The following is a 20744-nucleotide window of genomic DNA, read 5'->3' as shown; positions in this document are numbered from 1 at the left end:
CCCGCAGGGCGGGCTTCTTCAGGTCGGCAGTCACTACTGCATCACGCCTTGGCCGCCACCGGCGCCCTGGCACTGTCCGTGCTGCGATAGTGATCGACCATCTTGTACTTCTTCGCATACAGCCCGAACGCGATCGCGGCAAGGAGTGCGAAGGCCGCGAAGAAGTACATCTGGAAGGCGATCACGCCCACCCCGGAATCGGCGATGGTGCTGAGCACCGCGTCGTTCTTGACGGCCGCGTTCACGACCAGCACCCACAGGTTGCCGACCGTGACGGCCAGGCTCCACAGGGCCATGATCGCGCCCTTCATCGAGGCGGGGGCCTGGCTGTAGGCGAATTCGAGGCCGGTGGCCGAGACCAGCACTTCGCCCATCGTCAGCAGCGCATAAGGCAGGATCTGCCATGCCATCGAGGTCGGGGTGCCTGCGTCCATCGACACCTGAATGGTGCCGATCACCACCCAGGAAAGGGCCGAGAAGGCGATACCGGCCGTCATGCGGCGCAGCGCGGTCGGCATGAAGCCCATCTTTTCCAGCATCGGGAACAGCACCAGGTTATTGAACGGGATCAGGATCATCACCAGGAGCGGGTTCAATGCCTGCATCTGCGCCGGCAGCAGCGTGAACTCGTTGCCGAACACGGAGAAGGTCGTGATCATCGAATTGGCCTGTACCACCCAGGTCGATGCCTTCTGGTCGAACAGCGACCAGAACGGCGTCACCAGCGAGAACACGATCAGGATGCGCAGCACGGCGCGCACGCCGTCGACCGCTTCGTCCGGATGCAGGCCGCGTGCGCGCTCCAGCTGCATCGAGGTCCCGAGACCACCGAAGGCGATCAGCAGCACCAGCGCCGTGCAGGCCGCAATCACGAAGCCCCACTGCGGCGACATCGCCAGCGACACCACGGCGCCCGCCACGCCGGCCATGGCGACGGTGAGGCCCGGACGGCCCTGGCCCGGCGCATGCGCCAGCAGTGCGCTTTTTGCGACGCGCGTAAACGAGTGCGGCGTGGCGCCGGCAGGCGGCACGTGCACGTACTTGCGGCGCCCGCTCCAGAACACGATCGTCGCGATGAACATCATGACGCCCGGGATGCCGAAGGCAACGGCCGGTCCGTAGTTCTTCAGGAACAGGGGCATCAGGAGCGAGGCGAAGAACGAACCGAAGTTGATGATCCAGTAGAAAGCGTCGAAGACGATCTTCGCTTTTCCCTTGTTGGTCTGGTCGAACTGGTCGCCGACGAAACTCGACACCAGCGGCTTGATGCCGCCCGAGCCGAGCGCGATCAGGCCCAGGCCGAGATAGAAGCCCTTGACGTTGTCCTCGAAAATCGCCAGGCAGGCGTGGCCCGCGCAGTACACGAGGCTGAGCCAGAACACGGTGTTGTACTTGCCGAAGAAACGGTCGGCCAGCCAGCCGCCCAGCAGCGGGAAGAAGTAGACGCCGATGACGAAGGTGTGGAACACGTGCTTCGCTTCGCCGGTGCGCTCGGACTCCGGCAGGAACAGCAGCAGGGTCGAGATCAGGAAGGGCGTGAGGATATTGCGCATGCCGTAGAAGCTGAAACGCTCGCAGCCTTCGTTGGCGATGATGTACGGGATCTGGCGGGGCATGCGACCGCTGGTAGCGGTCGTCGTCGGCTGGCTCATGGCGCATCCTGAAATAAATAACACGCGATCCTATGACGCCAGTACGGTCTTTGCAACCGGAAAATATGGCGCGATACAGCACGTTCGTAGTTTTGCTACTTCAGCTTGGTCACAAGCAAATATTATTTGCACGTAAGCCGTTGAATGCAAAGGAAATATGCCGATAAATGACGCCTTTCCTCAGATTGTAAAATTGGAAAACCTGCTGTATATTGCGTAAAAATCACTAACCGGATCCTCGTCATGACCCAGACCTCCACGCAGAATAATGAATGGTGGCGCGAAGCCATCATCTACCAGGTGTACCCGCGCAGCTACCTCGACACGAACGGCGACGGCGTGGGCGACATCCCGGGCATTACCGCGAAACTCGACTACATCGCGGGCCTGGGCGTGAACATCGTCTGGCTCTCCCCGTATTTCAAGTCGCCGATGAAGGACTTCGGTTACGACATTTCGGACTACTGCGATGTCGATCCGCTGTTCGGCACCCTGGCCGACTTCGATGCGATGATCGAAAAAGCGCACAACCTGGGCTTGAAGATCATGATCGACCAGGTCATGGCGCACACGGCCGACGCCCATCCGTGGTTTGCCGAGAGCCGATCAAACCGCGACAACCCGAAGAGCGACTGGTACGTGTGGGCCGACGCGGCCCCGGACGGCAACCCGCCAAACAACTGGATGTCGGTCTTCGGCGGCTCCGCCTGGCAGTGGGACACGCGCCGCAAGCAGTACTACATGCACAATTTCCTGGTCAGCCAGCCGCAGCTCAATTTCCACAATCCCGAGGTGCAGCAAGCCCACCTGGACGCGTTGCGTTTCTGGCTCGAACGCGGTGTCGACGGCGTGCGCATGGACGCCTGCAACTACCACTTCCATGACACCGAGCTTCGCAGCAATCCCCCTGCATTGACGCGCGATACGGCCTCGGTCACCGACGTCAACCCCTACGGCATGCAGTCCCATATCTACGACAAGACGCGTCCGGAAAACATCGCTTTCCTGCAGAAGGTGCGCACCCTGCTGGACGAATACAGCGCCGTGTCGATTGGCGAAGTCGGCGCCGACGATGCGCTGGCCTGCATGGCCGAGTACACGGCCGACGGCGACAAGCTGCACATGGCCTACAGTTTTAATTTGCTGACCCCGCAATTCACCGCCGCGCACATCCGCACCCAGGTCGAGGAATTCGAAGCGCGCGTCAAAGGCGGCTGGGCTTCCTGGTCGGTCGGGAATCACGATGCGATCCGCGTGATGACGCGCTGGGGCGGCGAGAATGCGCCCGCATCGTTTGCGTCGATGATCCTGGCGATGCAGCTCTCGTTGAGGGGCACGCCTTGCCTGTACCAGGGCGACGAGCTCGCGCTGATCGAGGCGGACGTGCCCTTCGAACTGCTGCAGGACCCGTACGGCATCACCTTCTGGCCGGAGTTCAAGGGCCGCGACGGTTGCCGCACGCCGATGCCGTGGACGAATGCGGCGCCCAACGCGGGCTTTAGCGAAGGCAGCCCATGGCTGCCGGTCGCCGTGCCGCATCTGGCCGCCTCCGTGTCGCAGCAGGAGTTCGACCCTGCCTCGGCCCTGAACGCCGCACGCCGCATTATTCACTGGCGCCAGCGCCTGCCGCAGCTGACGCGCGGCGACATCTCCTTCTTCGACGCGCCCGAGCCGGTGCTGGCGCTGCGCCGCACCCTGGCGGGAGAAGCAAGCGTACTGGCCGCGTTCAACCTGTCGGCTGCACCGGTCACGATCGACTGGCCGGAGACGGCATCGGCGCAGGACCTGGCAGGCCACGGTCTGGCCGGCGACGCGTCGGGTGGCCGCGTCACGCTGCCGGCCTACGGGGCCTGGTTCGGTAGCCTGGCCTGATGGGCAACGCGCCCGAGCTGGAAAAATTCGGGCGCACCGCGTTCGCCGACGGCCCGCGCCTGCTGGCCGACATCGGCGCCACGCATGCGCGCTTCGCGCTGCAGACGGCGCCTGGCGTGTTCCGCCATGTGGCCGTGTTGAAGTGCGAAGATTTCGACGGCGTCGTCCCGCTCTTACGTTTCTATCTGGCGCAGCATGCCGACCTGACCCTGCAGCACGCGGCCTTTGCGGTGGCCAACCCGGTCAACGGTGACCAGGTGCGCATGACGAACCGCGCCTGGGCCTTCTCGACCGAGGCGGTGCGGCGCGAACTCGGCCTGGCCACGCTGCTGGTCGTGAACGATTTTACCGCGCTGGCGATGGCCATTCCGGTGCTGACGAATGCCGACCTGCTGCAGGTCGGCGCCGGCAAGCCGGCGGCGAATGCGGTCATCGGCGTGCTGGGGCCGGGCACGGGTCTGGGCGTGTCGGGCTTGATTCCAACCGCCGACGGTTTCGTCACGCTCGGCAGCGAAGGCGGGCACGTGAACTTCGCACCCGGCGACGAGCGCGAGTTCGCGATCCTGCAGCACGCCTGGCGCGCCTGGCAGCACGTGTCGAACGAGCGCCTGATTTCCGGGCCCGGCATGGAACTGATCCATGAGGCGCTGGCGATCCGCAACGGCGTGCAGGCGCCTGCACGTAGCGCGGCCGAGACCCTCGCCGGCGCGCTCGATGCGAACGACGCGCTCTGTATCGAAGTCATGGACGTCTTCTGCGGCATGCTCGGCGGCGCCGCGGCGAATCTCGCAGTGACGCTGGGCGCATTCGGCGGCATTTTTATTGGCGGCGGTATCGTGCCGCGCATGGGCGAGTGGTTCGCGCGCTCGCCGTTCCGTGCGCGCTTCGAAGCGAAGGGGCGTTTCTCGCACTACCTGGCCGACATCCCGACCTATGTGATCACGACGCCCAATCCCGCCTTCCACGGCGTGGCGACCATCCTCTCCGAACACCTGCGCGGGCGCAGTGGCGCCAATACGCTGATGGACCGCATCAAGCACCTGCGCCATGAACTGACGCCGGCCGAACAGCGCGTCGCCACCCTCGTGCTCGAGCAGCCGCGCCTGGTGCTGAACGAGCCGATCGCCGACATCGCGCGCGGGGCCGAAGTCTCACAGCCGACCGTGATCCGCTTCTGCCGCTCGCTGGGCTTCCTGGGCCTGGCCGATTTCAAATTGAAATTCGCAAGCAGCCTGACCGGCGCGATTCCCGTGCGCCACAGCCAGGTGAGGAACAGCGACAGTACCCACGATTTATCGGCGAAAGTGATCGACAACACCGTGGCGGCGATTTTGAAATTCCGCGACGGGCTCGACGTGCACACGCTCGACCGCGCGATCGAACTGGTGAGCCGCGCGCGCCGGGTCGAGTTCTACGCCATGGGCAATGCGCGCGTGGTGGCGCTCGATGGCCAGCACAAGTTTTTCCGCTTCCGGATTCCAACGGCGCTGTATGGCGATTCTCACCTGTTCACGCTGGCGGCCGATTTGCTGGGGCCGGGCGATGTGGTGATCGCGATTTCGAATTCGGGACGCTTGCCGGAGCTGCTGCAGGCGGTCGATATCGCCCGTTCGCGCGGCGCGGACGTGATCGCCATCGGTAACAGCCAGTCGCCGCTGGCGCGCAAGGCCAGCGTGTGCCTGGCGGTCGATCACGCCGAGGACAGCACGATGTTCCTGTCGATGATTTCGCGGATCTTGCAGTTGCTGTTCATCGACATCATGGCGGTGGGGCTGTCGGTCGACGCGCACAATGGGCGTGAGGGCGCAGAGGTCGACGTGGAGCAGCGCAGGCTGCTGATTTCGCACCTGGACAGTTGAAGTTTGCGTGATTGCGGCCATTGGCCTCAATCAATCCGCCGACTTCAACTCCACGCGCCGGATGGTGCGCCGCCAATCGTCCAGCGACACCACCATATCGTTCGTCGTGTCTTCCACCAGGATCTGGCTGCCCGTGCGCGCCACGAGAAAACTCTCGCGCCGGTGTACCTTGTCGGCGCGGTTCTCGACAAAACTCAGCTGCCAGTATGCGCGGCCGTTGATGAGGCGCGGCGTCGGGTCGTCCTCGATCACGGCGCCGTGCGCCTTGCCGCGCGAGCGCTGTTCGATGTCTTGCGACCAGCTCTTTACTTCCGGCAGCGCCAGCAGGGAGGCCATCGCCTGCTCGCGCGTCACGGCCGGATCAAGCTTCTGCGCGACGATCGGCTTGGCGGGCTGCGGCGGCGCCGTGGGGGTCTGCTCGTCCTTGCAGCCGGGGAGCAGGATGGCTGCCAGCAGGGCGGTGGTCAACAGGGATGCGCCGCGTGGAATCATGATGGAGCCTCGTGAAAAACGTGAGGCCATACTAGCCGATGCGTGACTGCCGGGCAATCCTAGCGCCGACAGCCACGGACCGGACGGAGCGATCAAGCGTCGGCGATCTCTTCCTTCAGCGACCCCATGTCGATCACGTACCGAAAACGCGCATCGCCCTTTTCGACCTTTTTATATGCGTCGTTGACGTCCTGGATACGGATCATCTCGATTTCCGGTCCAATGCCGTGATCGGCGCAGAAATCAAGCACTTCCTGGGTGTCGGCCAGGTTGCCGATCAGGGAGCCGGCGATCGAACGGCGCTTGAGCACCAACTGCATGTTATCGACGGGCGCCAGCGGCTCGAGCGCGCCGACTACGCACAGCACGCTGTCGCGCTTGAGCAGCTTGACGAACGGGTTCAGGTCGTGTTTTTCGGGCACGGTCGAGAGGATGAAATCGAAGCTCGTCGCCAATTCCTCGAATGTCTTCTTGTCCTTCTCCAGCACCGCCTTGAAGCCGAGCTTCTGCGCCTCCTCGATCTTGTCCTCCGTTGTCGTAAACAAGGTCACCTCGGCGCCCATCGCCTTGGCGATCTTTGCCGCCATATGCCCGAGTCCCCCCATGCCAATCACGCCGACCTTGTCGCCCGCCTTCACACCCCAGCGCTTCATCGGAGAGTAGGTGGTCACGCCCGCGCAGAGGATCGGCGCCGCCACTTCCGGCCTCAAGCCTGCCGGGATCTTCAGCACGAACTCTTCTTTTACCACCAGGATGTTCGAATAGCCGCCGAAGGTATTGTCGCGGCCATAGATGTTTTCGCCGGCCTTCGATGTCGGGAGCATCGGGCCGTTGTAGGTGGCCAGCCAACTGTTCGGGCTGCCGCAGTAATTCTGGTCGCCGCACTGGCAAGCCTCGCACTGGCCGCAACTGTCGATCATGCAGCCGACGCCGACCATGTCGCCTACGGCATGGCGCTTCACGCTCGGGCCGACTTTCGTCACGCGGCCGACGATCTCGTGGCCAGGCACGCAGGGGTAGACCGTGTTCGACCACTCGTTTTTGACCTGGTGAATATCGGAGTGGCAGACGCCGCAGTACAGCACATCGATTTCGACTTCGTGCGCGCCCGCTTCCTCGCGCTCGAATTCGTAGGGTTTCAGGCGGCTGAAGGAATGCTTGGCCGCGTAGCCGGTGACTTTGATCATGGTCGCTCCTTGGGAAGTGGAGCGGGAACGATAGGTCCGGGGAGGCGGCCATGTCTGTTAGATTGCGCGCACTGGAGGCAGAAGAAGCGGTCCCGCAAGGTTTTGCGGCCGTCAGCTCGCCAATCGTAAAAAAGCCTGCAAGGCGCAAACCTTGCAGGCTTTTTTGTATGCAGCAGAGCGCCGGCGAACCGGCGCCGGCCGACATTACATCATGCCGTCCATACCGCCCATGCCGCCCATACCACCCATGCCGCCCATGCCGCCGGATGGCTTGTCTTCAGCCAGTTCCGAGACCATGCAGTCGGTGGTCAGCATCAGGCCGGCGATCGACGCTGCATTCTGCAGGGCCGAACGGGTGACCTTGGCTGGGTCCAGCACGCCCATTTCGACCATGTCGCCGTAGGTGCCGTTGGCAGCGTTGTAGCCGTAGTTGCCGGTGCCGGCCAGAACGGCTGCGACGACGACCGATGGCTCTTCGCCAGCGTTCTGGACGATCATGCGCAGCGGCTCTTCCATTGCGCGCAGGACGATCTTGATACCGGCTTCCTGGTCAGGATTGTCGCCCTTGACGGTGATCGAAGCACGGGCACGCAGCAGAGCGACGCCGCCGCCTGGCACGATGCCTTCTTCAACCGCGGCGCGGGTGGCGTGCAGTGCGTCTTCGACGCGTGCTTTCTTTTCCTTCATCTCGACTTCGGTGGCAGCGCCAACCTTGATCACGGCAACGCCGCCGGCCAGCTTGGCCACGCGCTCTTGCAGTTTTTCGCGGTCGTAGTCCGAGGTCGCTTCTTCGATCTGGACGCGCACCATCTTGACGCGCGCTTCGATGTTTTCAGCAGCGCCGGCGCCGTCGATGATGATGGTGTTTTCCTTGCCGACTTCGATACGCTTGGCCTGGCCGAGTTCTGCCAGCGTGACCTTTTCCAGGGTCAGGCCGACTTCTTCAGCGATGACCTGGCCGCCGGTCAGGACAGCGATGTCTTCCAGCATGGCCTTGCGACGGTCGCCAAAGCCTGGTGCCTTGACAGCAACGGTCTTCAGGATGCCGCGGATGTTGTTGACGACCAGGGTCGCCAGCGCTTCGCCGTCGATGTCTTCAGCAACGATGACCAGCGGACGGCCGGCTTTCGCGACTTGTTCCAGTACCGGCAGCAGGTCACGGATGTTCGAGATCTTCTTGTCGCACAGCAGGACGAATGGATTCTCGTGGATAGCGACTTGCTTGTCCGGGTTGTTGATGAAGTACGGCGACAGGTAGCCGCGGTCGAACTGCATGCCTTCGACGATGTCGAGTTCGTCGTTCAGCGACTTGCCGTCTTCGACGGTGATGACGCCTTCCTTGCCGACTTTTTCCATCGCTTCAGCGATACGCTCGCCGATCGAGTAGTCCGAGTTGGCGGAAATGGCGCCGACCTGGGCGATTTCCTTGGTGGTGGTGCATGGACGGGCGATCTTCGCCAGCTCTTCGACGGTGGCAGCAACTGCCTTGTCGATGCCGCGCTTGAGGTCCATCGGGTTCATGCCGGCGGCAACGAACTTCATGCCTTCGCGCACGATGGCTTGTGCCAGCACGGTCGCGGTGGTGGTGCCGTCGCCGGCGTTGTCGCTGGTCTTCGACGCAACTTCCTTGACCATCTGCGCGCCCATGTTCATGAGCTTGTCTTTGAGTTCGATCTCTTTCGCGACCGACACGCCGTCCTTGGTGACGGTTGGCGAACCGAACGAACGGTCCAGCACAACGTTGCGGCCTTTAGGGCCCAGGGTCACTTTGACTGCGTTGGCGAGGATGTTCACGCCTTCGACCATCTTGGCGCGCGCTGCGTCGCCGAAAATTACTTCTTTAGCTGCCATGTTGTTTGCTCCGATTTATTCGAGGATTTTTGAAGGAGAATTACTTGACCAGCACGGCCATGATGTCTTCTTCACGCATCACCAGCAGTTCCTGGCCATCGACCTTGACGGTCTGGCCCGAGTACTTGCCGAACAACACGCGGTCGCCGACCTGGACTTCCAGGGCGCGCAGCGTGCCGTTGTCCTGGACCTTGCCGTTGCCGACAGCCAGGATCTCGCCCTGGTCCGGCTTTTCAGCGGCTGCATCAGGGATGATCAGGCCGGAGGCGGTTTTGGTTTCCTGGTCGAGACGCTTGACGATGACGCGATCGTGCAGTGGGCGAAGATTCATGCAGAACTCCTTATTCAGTGGTGTGGACTAGCTATTTGCTTCGAGTGCCGCACCGTACATACGTTGCGGCTTGAAAGGGTTGTTAGCACTCTCAACTAACGAGTGCTAATTATAGGGACGATATAGGGGTATTTCAAGCGGCTAAGTTGCAAAATAAATTGCATTGGCTTGATCGGGATCAACATATGCAGGCAGGATGCGTTACCTGACTGCCTGGTCAGGAGCCCCGCACGCCCTATGACACGCCGTCCTGCCAAACACGCTATCCTGTTGACTGTCAAACCTGATCCCACCTATAGTTACGAATGATTTCCGAATTCCAAGACTTATCCGACAAAATCGAGCGGCTCGCCGAGCTCGTTGGGTCGCTGCGCAGCGAGAATGCGCAGCTGCGCCAAACTAACCTGCTGCTGAACGAAGTGAACATGGCGCTCGTCGAGCGCATTGTCGAGGTCCAGCACAGGGTCGAAGCCGTGATCGAGCAATTGCCCGCGCCCGAACCCGAAGAAGAGAAAGACGCTGAACCCATCGATACCGAGGCTACCCAATGATTTACCTGGATGTGACGATCATGGGCCAGCCTTACCGCCTGGCCTGCAAGGAAGGCGAGCAGGCGACGCTGCGCGACGCCGTGCGCTACCTCGACGGCAAGATGAGCGCGCTGCGCGACTCGGGCAAGGTGAAGGGCAATGACCGCATCGCCGTGATGGCCGCGCTCAGCGTGGCGGCCGAATTCCTGTCGGTCAAGTCGCCGCAAGGTCCGCTGTCGGACATGTCCATGCTCGAGGTCAAGCAAAAACTCGAAGCGATGCACAGCGTCCTCGACCAGACCCTGGCACCGCAAGAAAATCTGTCTTGAACGGCCAAATTCGTTTGACATGACGGTTCAAGGGAGTAAACTCCGTTTCACCCTGCGGTGTTCGAGATTGCCATATATTCCTTGAACCATTTACACGCATAGGTTGCGGGATAGTGTTTGATGGGCGTGAGCGTCGCTAGTTCGACGAACCCGAAATTGAACTGACTGTGACCACCTTGAGCCATTAGGTTCGGGATGCCGGCAAAAAACGGCACAGGCGGGGCACTATTCCAGAAAGCGGTTGCGGGCATGTGCACGCAGCCGTTTTTTTATGCGCGCACTGTTTTGTGACCGCGTGTTTTTGTTTGCAGGAGTGTCCGCTTGATACGCTACTGGTTGATGAAATCCGAGCCCGATGAAGTCAGTTTCGACGACGTTCTGGCGGCTCCAGGGCAGACAGTTGCTTGGTTCGGCGTGCGCAACTATCAGGCCCGCAATTTTCTGCGCGACGGGATGCAGGTCGGCGACGGCATTCTGTTTTATCACTCCAGTTGCGCCGTTCCCGGTGTCGCGGGAATCGCAGAAGTCGTGAGCGGTCCTTATCCGGACGCCACCCAATTCGACAGCGCCGGTAAATACTTCGACCCGAAAGCGACGCACGCGCAACCGCGCTGGATATCGGTCGACGTGCGGGCAAAAGAGAAGGGGCGCTATTTGCCGCTGTCCGACATGCGTGCGATTCCCGCATTGGAAGACATGGTCTTGCTGCAGAAAGGCAGCCGCTTGTCGATTTCGCCGGTGACGAGCGGACAGTGGAACACCATCCTCGCCTTCATGCGTGCCAAGGACTGATTCAGCATTCAAGCGCACAACATGCTGGCAACGCCGTGGCGCTGGCCGCGGCCGTGCTGCGCTGCGTCGGCGCTGGTGCAACTGCCGCGCGCGGCTGAGAGGCGCCCATGTGCGCCATGCTGATGGGACTGAAGGAAATTGCCCCACGCGACGTGGCTTCGACAATCGGCGGCCCATGGTCTAGTATGCCTGTCTCATCCTTTTGATAGACAAGGCGTGCCGATGGCTACCCCGTTCCAAGTTTCTCCCACGCTGCCTGCCGATGTGCAGGCCGGGCCTGGCCTCAGAGGGGAGGGCGGATGGACCCGTCCATGATCCTGGCCCTGCTGGCAATGGGCGCCTTTGGCGGCTTTGCCGCCGGCCTGCTCGGCATCGGCGGCGGCATGATCATGGTGCCCTTTATTACCATGGTGCTGACAGCGCGTGACGTTCCCGAAGCGCTGGTCGTGCACATGGCGATTGCCACCTCGCTGGCGACCATCATGTTCACCTCGCTGTCCTCGGTGCGCGCGCACCACAAGCATGGGGCGGTGGTCTGGCGCATCGTCAAGTTGCTGTCGCCGGGCATCGTGGTCGGCTCGATGATCGGGCCCTGGATCGGCAAGCAGATGAATGCGTCGACGCTGGCCTGGTTCTTCGGCGCCTTCGTCGCCTTCTCGGCCACGCAAATGCTGGTCAACAAGAAGCCCGCCGCTGCGCGCGACTTGCCCGGCACGGCCGGCATGTTCGGCGCCGGCGGGCTGATCGGCGTGCTGGCGGGACTGGTGGGGGCGGGCGGCGGTTTCATCTCCGTGCCCTTCATGACCTGGTGTGGCGTGCGCATCCACAATGCCGTCGCCACCAGCGCCGCGCTCGGCTTTCCGATCGCGCTGGCGGGCACGGTGGCGAATATATTCTATGGCTGGGGCGAGCCGGGACTGCCTGAATATTCGCTCGGCTACATCTATGTGCCGGCGCTGGCGATCATCGTTGCGGCCAGCATGACGATGGCGCCGCTGGGGGCGCGCACCGCGCACCGGATGCCGGTGCGGCAGTTGCAGAAGGTGTTCGCGGTGATTCTTTACACGCTGGCCGCTTACATGTTCTGGAAAGCGTTCCAGTAAACGCTTACGCCCGGACCGCCTGCTTGCCGTCGCGCGAATATGCCCAGCCCAGCATGATCAGCGCCGCCACGATCATCGGCAGCGACAGCACTTGCCCTGAGGTGATCGGCATGCCGGCGATCGTCGTCTCCCAGTCCGGCACCCGGAAGTATTCGGTGAAGAAGCGCGCGCAGCCATATAGCAGGGTGAACATCGCGCCGACCGCAAGGCGTGGACGCGCACGGCGCGCGTACGGCCACAGGATCAGGAACACGACGATGCCGTCGATGATCATCTGGTACAGCGGCGACGGATGGCGCGGACCGTCGACACCGGGCCAGATCATTGCCCACGGCAGGCTCGGGTCGGCGATGCGGCCCGGCAGTTCGTGGTTGATGAAATTGCCCAGGCGCCCGGCGGCGTAGCCGAGCGGCACCATCGGGGCGATGAAATCATACACGTCGAGCACATTGCGTTTCGACTTGCGTGCCCACAAGGCCATCGCGATCAGTACGCCGATGAACCCGCCGTGGAAGGACATGCCGCCTTTCCACACCTGGAAGATCTCGAGCGGATTGGCGAAGAAATGCGCCGGCTGGTAAAACAGGACTTCGCCGAGGCGCCCGCCGACCACCACACCCAGCATGCCGTAGAACAGCATGTCGTCCAGGTCTTCGTTCTTCCAGCCCTGCGCGGCGATGTGCGGCTGCTTGATGCGCACGCGGCCCAGCAGCAGGAACAGGCCGAACGCGACCACGTACATCAGGCCATACCAGTGAATGTCCACCGGGCCGATCGACAAGGCGACCGGGTCCGGATTCGGGTGTACCAGCATTATATTTTCCTTAATAATTCCAAAAAGCCCCGCAGCACGGGCGAGACATTGTCGCGGCGCCAGGCCAGGCCCAGTTCGACGAGCGAAACAGGGCCGGCAAGGGCACGGTATTCTACGCCGGGGCGCATCAGGTTCGACACGGATTGTGGCACAAGTGCCAAGCCCATGCCTGCGGAGACGAGGCTGACGATGGTCTGCATCTGGATCGCTTCCTGGCCGATCTCGGGAGATAGCCCCGCCTCATGGAAGCAACTGAGGATGGCGTCATACAAGCTCGGCGCACTCTTGCGCGGAAAAATGATCAGGGGCAGCTGGCGCAGCGTTGTCAGGTCAATCGGCTTTCCGCCGTCCGGGAGTACGCCGCTTGGTGCGCACAGTACCAGCGGCTCTTCCAGCATTTTCACGTAGTCGAGCTGGGTCAGCGCTTTTTCCGACAGCGGCGGAATGATGAGGCCGGCGTCGATGCGCTCATGCAGCAAGTCGTCGACTTGCACGTCGCTGGTCGCCTCCTGCAGCACGAGCTGAACGTTCGGATAGGCCGCGCTGTAGTCGCGCAGCAGGGACGGCAGCACGCTGTAGTCGGCCGGCGTGACGAACGACAGCGCCAGGCGCCCCGATTCGCCGGCGGCGGCGCGGCGCACCAGTTCCGGCAGGGCGCCAGCGCCCTCCAGCAGGCGCCGTGCTTCCGGCAGCAGGGCGGCGCCCGCGCTTGTGAGCGCAACTTGTCGCCGATTGCGCAGGAACAGCGGCGCGCCAAGGGTCTGTTCGAGCGCGGCGATGGTCTGCGAGAGGGGTGGCTGGGTCATGTGCAGGCGCTCGGCGGCGCGGCCGAAGTGGAGCTCTTCGGCGACGGTGACGAAATAACGCAGCTGGCGCAGTTCAAGGTTCATCGATATGCATTTCTATGAGTTTTGGTGCCTCTGATATGTTTTTCGACTCACAGGCACGCAAATCTTATATTTGACGCCTGGAGTAGTGCAAGGCATTCTTACAAAACTGTCATCAAGGAGTTCATCATGGCCGACCAGCCGCGCTACAACCGCCGATCCCGCAACGTTACCGAAGGCGTCGCCCGCAGCCCGAACCGTTCGATGTATTACGCGATGGGCTATGAAAAGGACGATTTCACCAAGCCGATGATCGGCATCGCCAACGGCCACTCGACCATTACACCCTGCAATTCCGGCCTGCAAAAACTGGCCGACATCGCGATTTCGACGGTGAAAGCGAGCGGCGCCAACCCGCAGGTGTTCGGCACGCCGACCATTTCGGACGGCATGTCGATGGGCACCGAAGGCATGAAGTTCTCGCTGATCTCGCGCGAGGTGATTGCCGACTGTATCGAAACCTGCGTCAACGGCCAGTGGATGGATGGCGTCGTCGTCATCGGCGGCTGCGACAAGAACATGCCGGGCGGGATGATCGCGCTGGCGCGCGCCAACGTGCCGGGCATTTATGTCTACGGCGGCACGATCAAGCCGGGTAACTGGAAGGGGAAAGATCTCACCATCGTCTCCGCCTTCGAGGCGGTCGGCGAATTCACGGCCGGGCGCATGAGCCAGGAAGATTTCGACGGCATCGAGAGGAACGCCTGCCCCTCGTCCGGTTCCTGCGGCGGCATGTACACGGCCAACACCATGTCGTCCTCCTTCGAGGCGCTCGGCATGTCGCTGATGTACTCGTCGACGATGGCCAATCCGGACGACGAAAAAGTCGGCTCGTGCGCCGAATCGGCGCGCGTGCTGGTGGAAGCCGTGAAGCGCGACCTGAAGCCGCGCGACATCATCACCCGGAGATCGATCGAAAATGCGGTGTCGCTGATCATGGCCACCGGCGGCTCGACGAATGCCGTGCTGCATTACCTGGCGATCGCCCACGCGGCCGAAGTCGAATGGACGCTGGACGACTTCGAGCGCATCCGCCTGCTAGTGCCGGTCATCTGCAACCTGAAGCCCTCGGGCCAGTATGTCGCGACCGACCTGCACAAGGCGGGCGGCGTGCCGCAAGTGATGAAACTGCTGCTGGACGCCGGCCTGCTGCATGGCGACTGCATCACGATTACCGGACGTACGCTGGCCGAAGAACTGGCCGACGTGCCTTCAACGCCACCAAGCGGGCAGGACGTGATTCGTCCGCTGGACAAAGCGCTGTATGCGCAGGGCCACCTGGCGGTCCTGAAGGGCAATCTGTCGCCGGAAGGCTGCGTGGCCAAGATCACGGGCCTGAAGAATCCGGCCATCACTGGCCCGGCGCGCGTGTTCGAGGACGAGTATTCAGCGATGGACGCGATCATGGCCAAGCGCATCAACCCCGGTGACGTGCTGGTGCTGCGTTACCTGGGCCCGAAGGGCGGACCGGGCATGCCGGAAATGCTGGCGCCGACCGCCGCGCTGATCGGCCAGGGATTGGGCGAGTCGGTCGGCCTGATCACGGATGGCCGCTTCTCGGGCGGCACCTGGGGCATGGTGGTCGGCCACGTGTCGCCGGAGGCCTTCGAGGGCGGCACGATCGCGCTGGTGAACGAGGGAGACTCGGTGACGATCGATGCGAATACGCTCCTGATCCAGCTGAACGTGCCGGACGAGGAAATCGCCCGCCGCCGTGCGGCCTGGACGCGGCCCGCGCCGCGCTATACGCGCGGGGTACTGGCGAAGTTCGCGGCGCTGACCTCGAGCGCGAGCAAGGGCGCGGTGACGGGATAAGCCGAGGTTCGATGGCCGCCACGCCAGGCGGCGGCCATCGTGTCATTTCCGCTTGTCGAACGAATTCTTGACCCGTGCACGGCGCCGCTTTTCGTCTTCGTCATGCGCCTTCTTCTTGTCCCAGCCGAGCATTTTTTCGACATACTCGAACCAGATGAAGGCAAACACCATCAGCGCGACGATCCACCACCAGGACAGCCCGGCGAACTTCCAGACTTCAAAAAAGCGCAGCACCAGCAGCGCGGCTATCAACAGGATCAAGGGCATGGTCGTTCTCCAGAATCCGGCCATCTTACAAAGAATTTAGTGCTCTGTGGAAAAATACAGCGTGAGCGTGGAAACGGTGCAACCTCGACACGTAAGGAAAGTTACAGAGTGTGACCGTCAGGGATTACTGGGCGCAAACGCGGTAGAATGATTGCATTACTTCTGGAGAATTAGATGAAACGGTCCCTGATCTTGTGCGCTGTGTTGTCGGTGCTGGCATCCTCGAGCGCGTTCGCGCAAGCCGACCTGGCGAAAGCCAAGAATTGCATGGCTTGCCACGCCGCCGCGACAAAGCTGGTCGGTCCTGCCTACAAGGACGTGGCCGCCAAATACGCTGGTCAAAAAGGCGCCGAAGACAAGCTGGTCGCCAAAGTCCTGAAGGGCGGCTCGGGCGCCTGGGGTCCGGTCCCGATGCCGGCCAACCCGCAGGTGAGCGAAGCGGAAGCGCGCAGCCTGGTGAAATGGGTGCTGGCAACCAAGTAATCGCCGGTCCCTGGCCTGTCGCTAGGCAGGCACATGAAAAAGCGCGCCGGCATGTGCCAGGCGCGCTTTTTATTTGCCACAGCAGCCGGGCTTGGTGCCCGGCTGTCCCGATCAGCGGATCACATCCATCTTGCTGCGCTTGCCGCCCTTGAAGGTGTACAGGGTCAGCGCGCCATTGTTGATGTCGCCGGACGCATCGAACGCGATCGCGCCGGTCACGCCCTTGTAATTGATTTTCTTGAGTTCAGGCAGGTACTTTGCCGGCTCGGCCGATTTGGCCGCCTGCATCGCCGCTGCCATCACCATCACCGCGTCGTACACGTAGGGCGCGTACAGCTGCACCTCGACGCCGGTTTTTTGCTTGAAGCGGGCGCGGAAGTCGGCGATGGTTTTTTCCTGCTCGGCACCGGTCACGCCGCCGGCTTCGGCGCAGATGACCTTGCCTTCGCCGACGGCGTCGCCCGCCAGGCGGCCGAGCGCCTCGGTGCAGATGCCGTCGCCGCCCATGAAGCGCGCCTCGATGCCGAGCGCCTTCATTTGCTTGAGCATCGGGCCGCCGACCGAATCCATGCCGCCGAAGAAGACCAGGTCCGGCTTCTTCGCGCGGATCGAGGTCAGGATCGCGGTGTAGTCGGTTGCCGTCGCGCTGGTAAATTCCTTGCCCACGATGCGCACGCCCGGACCCTTGGCGCCCTTCACGAATTCGGTGGCGACGCCCTGGCCGTAGGTGGTGCGGTCGTCGATGACAGCGATGTTCTTGACCTTTAAGGACTCCACCGCGTACTTGCCCAGCGTGCCGCCGAGCTTGGCGTCATTCGCCACGACGCGGAAGGTGCCCGGGAAGCGCTGTTTCGTGTACTGGGTCGCGGTGGTGGCCGGCGAAATTTGCGGAATGCCGGCGTCGTTGTAGATTTTTGAAGCCGGCACGCTCGTGCCCGAGTTCAGGTGGCCGATGACGCCCTTGACCTTGGCGTCGACCAGTTTTTGCGCCACGGCCGTGCCTTGCTTCGGATCCGAACCGTCGTCCTCGGCCACGAGCTGCAGCGTGACCTTCTTGCCGTCGATGGTGAAACCTTTCGCGTTGAGCTCGTCGATCGCCATGCGGGCGGCGTTCTCGTTGTCCTTGCCGAGGTGCGAGTTCGGGCCGGAAACCGGGCCGACGTGGCCGATCTTGACGACCTGCTGGGCGCTGGCGCCGCCGGCAAGGAGCATCGCGATGGCAAAGGGAATGAGCTTGGTGGTCATAGTTTCTCCAGATAGTGGGATGACGGGCGCCCCGATACACTGCCGGTAGGCGCCTGATGCAATTAATGCAGAGCAAAAGGTACAACAATTTAAACCGTTCGGAAAGCGGTATTGCGCGGGGTGGTCAGGCGTGGGGCGTGCAGGGGAGCGTGTGCACGGTTTGGAGGCGCAGGAAGAGGGGAATGCACCGGTTTCGGGTGTCAGGTGTTGCTTTTAATGCGGTGAGAACGGGCAGGCGTACCCGGTTATTTCTGCCCGAACTGAAGTGCCGCGACTTGTTGCGCAACGACCTGCTCGACCGCCTGGCGCAGGCCGATGTGGATCTGGTCGCCGGCCGAGGCCAGGGCCTTGCGTACGACCGCATCGAGCTGGGGCTGCAGCTGCGCGACGACGCGTTCGACGATGCGGCGTTCGAGTTCGTCCCAGTCGGGTTCCGGCAGCGTTTGCAAGGTGGCTTGCACTCCGGCCGGGGCTGCCTCGACGTCTTCCTCTGTCTCCGCCAATTCGGACGCGACAGTGATCGCGGCTTCAGCCTCGGCCTGCCCAGCGGGCAGGACCGGCAGCGGCTCCAGTACCACTTCGGTCAACACGGGAATGCTGCTATCGAAGGCGGGGTTCTGGCTCATGATTGTCCTGCGATGAAGTGGGTCAGCGGATAGGACTGCTTTTTGTAGGCGACGTAGCGCTGGCGCCCGGCGGCGGCGTCACTCTCGTCGCTGGAGATGATCTCGAACACGCGCGCGAACTGGGCGAAGGTGCTCGGCGTGCGGCGCGTGAGGTTGACCAGCATCTCGTGATGCGGCAAGTCTGCCTCTTCGCTGTCGGTGATGATGATCGGGGTTTGCGGTGCGAGCGGATCGTCTGCCATCACGTGCGGCAGGAAATCGATATTCGAGAGCGTCCACAACGCCTCGTTCAGCGCCGCGGCCTGCGCGGCGTCTTCGGCCAGCAGGACGATTTTTGCCTTCGACGCGTAAGCCTTGCGTGCCAGACGGCAGGCGTAGGCGAGCTTGTCGGGGATATTGGTGTGAAAGTCGATCCGTGTCATGGATCAGATTGTAATCCGGCGCGCCGGACGGTGCTTGGTTTGCATCGCTGCGCATCGGCGAACTTTTCGCCGATGCGCAGGTCGTGCAGTTTACGCCGCGATCAAGCGTTCATGCCGTTATGGCGCAGCAGGGCGTCGATCGACGGCTCGCGGCCGCGGAAGGCCTTGAACGATTCGAGCGCCGGACGCGAACCGCCAACGGCCAGGATCTCGCGCTGGAAGCGCCGGCCCGTCTCGGCCGACAGTTCGCCGCCGCCCGCCTCGATCGCTTCTTCGAAGGCCGCATAGGCGTCGGCGGAGAGCACCTCTGCCCATTTGTAGCTGTAGTAGCCGGCCGCGTAGCCGCCTGCAAAAATGTGGCCGAACGAGTGCTGGAAGCGGTTGAATGCCGGCGGAATCATCACCGAGAACTTCGAGCGCACGTCGTCGATCAGTTCCTGCACGGTCTGCCGGCTGCCCGGATCGAAATCGTAGTGCAGGTGCATGTCGATCAGGGAAAACTCGACCTGGCGCAGCGTCTGCAAGCCCGACTGGAAGTTTTTCGCGGCCAGCATCTTGTCGTACAGTGCGCGCGGCAGCGGCTCGCCCGTCTTCACGTGGGCGGTCATGCCTTGCAAGACATCCCATTCCCAGCAGAAGTTTTCCATGAACTGGGACGGCAGCTCGACCGCATCCCATTCCACACCCGAAATGCCCGACACCGACAGCTCTTCGACTTCGGTCAGCATGTGGTGCAGGCCGTGGCCGAATTCGTGGAACAGGGTTGTCACTTCATCGTGCGTGAACAGCGATGGCTGGAGCTTGCCATCGATGGAGGCCGGCGGCGTGAAGTTGCAGGTGAGGTAGGCCACCGGCGTTTGCACGATGCCGCCAGTCGTCATGCGGCGTCCGCGCGCGTCGTCCATCCACGCGCCCTGGCCCTTGCCGGCGCGCGCGTACAGGTCGAAATAGAACTGGCCGATCAGCTGGCCGTCGCGTTCGATGCGGTAGAAGCGCACGTCCTGATGCCAGACGGGCGCCGTGTCCGGCGTGATCCGCACCGAGAACAAGGACTGCACGACCTTGAACAAGCCTTCGATGACTTTCGGTTCCGGGAAATATTCCTTCACTTCCTGCGCCGAGAAGGCGTAGCGCTGCTCGCGCAGTTTCTCGGCCGCATACGACACGTCCCAGGCTTGCATGTCGGCTATACCCAGCTCGTCTTTTGCGAAGGCGCGCAGTTCGGCCAGGTCCTTTTCGGCAAACGGACGTGCACGGCGCGCCAGGTCTTCCAGGAAGCTGATCACGTGTTCCGGGCTCTCGGCCATCTTCGGCACCAGCGACACTTCGGCGAAGTTGCGGTAGTCGAGCAGCTTGGCTTCCTCGTCGCGCAGTTTCAATAGCTGGGCGATGTTCGACGTGTTGTCCCATTTCTCCAGTTCGCTGAACACGGCGCCCATGTCCGACGCTTTCGTCGCGCTGGCGCGGTAGATCGTCTCGCGCAGCTCGCGGTTGTCGGCGAACTGCAGGATCGGGAAGTAGGAGGGGAAGTGCAGGGTGAACTGGAAACCGGTCTTGCCGTCAAGCTCGGCGGCGGCGCGGGCAGCTTGCACCGCGTCAGCCGGAATGCCGGCCAGTTCGGATGCGTTTTCGACCAGCAGCTTGTAGTCGTTGGTCGCGTCGAGCACGTTTTCCGAGAAGCGCGTCGAGATGGCGGCATGCTGCTCCTGGATGGCGGCGAAGCGTTCCTTCTTTTCAGGCGGGAGTTCGGCGCCGCCCAGGCGGAAGTCGCGCAGGGCGTTCTCGACGATGCGTTTGCGCGCCGGCGTCAGGTTGGCGTAGTCGGGAGTGGCGCGGATCGCCTTGTATTTGTCGAACAGTACGTCGTTCTGGCCGAGGATGGTCCAGAACTCGGTGATCTTTGGCTGGTTTTCGTTATAGACGGCGCGCAGTTCCGGCGTATCGGCCACATGGTTGATGTGGTTGACGATGCCCCAGGCACGGCCCAGGCGTTCGGTGGCTTCCTCGAGCGGCACCACGAAGTTGTCCCAGCTGACCTTGTCACTGGGCGCTTCGAGCGTCGTGACCACTTCGGTGGCTTCCTTGATCAGCTGCTCAATGGCCGGCGTGACGTGTTCCGGACGGAACAGATCGAAGCGCGGCAGGCCTGAAAAATCGAGGAGGGGATTGCTGGTATCGGTCATCATT

At 62.6% G+C, this 20744-nt stretch carries 20 protein-coding genes and 1 other RNA gene; 9 read left to right on the top strand and 12 right to left on the bottom strand.

Going from position 1 to position 20744, the window contains the following annotated elements:
- Positions 1-41 precede the first annotated feature (41 nt).
- Positions 42-1652 carry an oligopeptide:H+ symporter gene (locus ACHAC9_RS11225; protein ID WP_435760051.1) on the bottom strand — a complete coding sequence of 537 codons (1611 nt, stop codon included), beginning with the start codon at positions 1650-1652 and terminating at the stop codon, positions 42-44.
- Positions 1653-1895: 243 nt separating this feature from the next.
- Between ACHAC9_RS11225 and ACHAC9_RS11220 the strand changes: the two genes are divergently transcribed.
- On the top strand, positions 1896-3524 hold the full coding sequence (locus tag ACHAC9_RS11220; protein ID WP_435760049.1) for an alpha-glucosidase: 1629 nt from the start codon (positions 1896-1898) through the stop codon (positions 3522-3524).
- Positions 3524-5383, top strand: coding sequence for a glucokinase (locus ACHAC9_RS11215; protein WP_435760048.1), 1860 nt, complete (start codon positions 3524-3526; stop codon positions 5381-5383). The genes ACHAC9_RS11220 and ACHAC9_RS11215 overlap by 1 nt, the downstream gene beginning before the upstream one ends.
- Positions 5384-5413: 30 nt before the next feature.
- On the opposite strand, the gene ACHAC9_RS11210 is transcribed toward ACHAC9_RS11215, so the two are convergent.
- From ACHAC9_RS11210 to groES, 4 genes are all read right to left on the bottom strand, one after another.
- Positions 5414-5875, bottom strand: a complete 462-nt coding sequence (locus tag ACHAC9_RS11210) for a hypothetical protein (RefSeq protein ID WP_435760047.1) — start codon at positions 5873-5875, stop codon at positions 5414-5416.
- A gap of 92 nt (positions 5876-5967) precedes the next feature.
- The gene (locus ACHAC9_RS11205; RefSeq protein WP_435760046.1) at positions 5968-7062 is read right to left on the bottom strand and encodes an NAD(P)-dependent alcohol dehydrogenase; all 1095 of its coding nucleotides are present in this window, start codon (positions 7060-7062) and stop codon (positions 5968-5970) included.
- 204 nt (positions 7063-7266) lie between these two features.
- Positions 7267-8913 (bottom strand): chaperonin GroEL, encoded by a 1647-nt coding sequence (gene groL / locus ACHAC9_RS11200; protein WP_435760044.1) that lies wholly within the window; start codon positions 8911-8913, stop codon positions 7267-7269.
- Between the two features lie 40 nt (positions 8914-8953).
- Entirely contained in the window at positions 8954-9244 is a 291-nt protein-coding gene (gene groES, locus ACHAC9_RS11195; protein WP_193688558.1) for a co-chaperone GroES, read from the bottom strand.
- A gap of 305 nt (positions 9245-9549) precedes the next feature.
- Between groES and ACHAC9_RS11190 the strand changes: the two genes are divergently transcribed.
- The 5 genes from ACHAC9_RS11190 (at position 9550) to ACHAC9_RS11170 (ending at position 11998) form a co-directional block, all read left to right on the top strand.
- Positions 9550-9795, top strand: coding sequence for a hypothetical protein (locus ACHAC9_RS11190; RefSeq protein ID WP_435760042.1), 246 nt, complete (start codon positions 9550-9552; stop codon positions 9793-9795).
- The gene (locus ACHAC9_RS11185; protein ID WP_435760041.1) at positions 9792-10103 is read left to right on the top strand and encodes a cell division protein ZapA; all 312 of its coding nucleotides are present in this window, start codon (positions 9792-9794) and stop codon (positions 10101-10103) included. The genes ACHAC9_RS11190 and ACHAC9_RS11185 overlap by 4 nt, the downstream gene beginning before the upstream one ends.
- 46 nt (positions 10104-10149) lie before the next feature.
- Positions 10150-10331, top strand: a non-coding RNA gene (ssrS, locus tag ACHAC9_RS11180) — 6S RNA.
- 96 nt (positions 10332-10427) lie between these two features.
- Complete coding sequence (locus ACHAC9_RS11175; protein WP_435760066.1) at positions 10428-10895, top strand: EVE domain-containing protein; 468 nt, start codon at positions 10428-10430, stop codon at positions 10893-10895.
- Positions 10896-11194: 299 nt separating this feature from the next.
- Positions 11195-11998, top strand: a complete 804-nt coding sequence (locus ACHAC9_RS11170; protein ID WP_435760040.1) for a sulfite exporter TauE/SafE family protein — start codon at positions 11195-11197, stop codon at positions 11996-11998.
- Between the two features lie 4 nt (positions 11999-12002).
- On the opposite strand, the gene lgt is transcribed toward ACHAC9_RS11170, so the two are convergent.
- Together lgt and ACHAC9_RS11160 are read right to left on the bottom strand one after the other, a co-directional pair.
- Positions 12003-12812, bottom strand: coding sequence for a prolipoprotein diacylglyceryl transferase (gene lgt / locus ACHAC9_RS11165; RefSeq protein WP_435760039.1), 810 nt, complete (start codon positions 12810-12812; stop codon positions 12003-12005).
- Entirely contained in the window at positions 12812-13702 is an 891-nt protein-coding gene (locus ACHAC9_RS11160; RefSeq protein ID WP_435760038.1) for a LysR family transcriptional regulator, read from the bottom strand. The genes lgt and ACHAC9_RS11160 overlap by 1 nt, the downstream gene beginning before the upstream one ends.
- 126 nt (positions 13703-13828) lie before the next feature.
- On the opposite strand from ACHAC9_RS11160, the gene ilvD reads away from it, so the two are divergent.
- On the top strand, positions 13829-15514 hold the full coding sequence (gene ilvD / locus ACHAC9_RS11155; RefSeq protein WP_435760037.1) for a dihydroxy-acid dehydratase: 1686 nt from the start codon (positions 13829-13831) through the stop codon (positions 15512-15514).
- Between the two features lie 42 nt (positions 15515-15556).
- Here the strand turns inward: ilvD and ACHAC9_RS11150 are convergent, their stop codons facing one another.
- Positions 15557-15781, bottom strand: coding sequence for a TIGR04438 family Trp-rich protein (locus tag ACHAC9_RS11150; protein WP_435760036.1), 225 nt, complete (start codon positions 15779-15781; stop codon positions 15557-15559).
- A gap of 174 nt (positions 15782-15955) precedes the next feature.
- Here ACHAC9_RS11150 and ACHAC9_RS11145 point away from each other — a divergent pair, with 174 nt between their 5' ends.
- Positions 15956-16264, top strand: a complete 309-nt coding sequence (locus tag ACHAC9_RS11145; protein WP_435760035.1) for a c-type cytochrome — start codon at positions 15956-15958, stop codon at positions 16262-16264.
- Positions 16265-16375: 111 nt separating this feature from the next.
- On the opposite strand, the gene ACHAC9_RS11140 is transcribed toward ACHAC9_RS11145, so the two are convergent.
- The 4 genes from ACHAC9_RS11140 to ACHAC9_RS11125 form a co-directional block, all read right to left on the bottom strand.
- Positions 16376-17509 carry a branched-chain amino acid ABC transporter substrate-binding protein gene (locus ACHAC9_RS11140; protein WP_435760034.1) on the bottom strand — a complete coding sequence of 378 codons (1134 nt, stop codon included), beginning with the start codon at positions 17507-17509 and terminating at the stop codon, positions 16376-16378.
- 245 nt (positions 17510-17754) lie between these two features.
- Positions 17755-18135, bottom strand: coding sequence for a hypothetical protein (locus tag ACHAC9_RS11135; RefSeq protein WP_435760033.1), 381 nt, complete (start codon positions 18133-18135; stop codon positions 17755-17757).
- On the bottom strand, positions 18132-18557 hold the full coding sequence (locus ACHAC9_RS11130) for a DNA polymerase III subunit chi (protein ID WP_435760032.1): 426 nt from the start codon (positions 18555-18557) through the stop codon (positions 18132-18134). Before ACHAC9_RS11130 ends, ACHAC9_RS11135 begins: the two co-directional genes overlap by 4 nt.
- A 101-nt stretch (positions 18558-18658) precedes the next feature.
- Positions 18659-20740, bottom strand: a complete 2082-nt coding sequence (locus tag ACHAC9_RS11125) for a M3 family metallopeptidase (RefSeq protein ID WP_435760065.1) — start codon at positions 20738-20740, stop codon at positions 18659-18661.
- Between the last annotated feature and the right edge of the window lie 4 nt (positions 20741-20744).

It is taken from the genome of Massilia sp. CMS3.1 (assembly GCF_051262535.1).
Taxonomy (GTDB): Bacteria; Pseudomonadota; Gammaproteobacteria; order Burkholderiales; family Burkholderiaceae_D; genus Telluria.
This window is presented reverse-complemented; position numbering and strand designations above follow the sequence as displayed.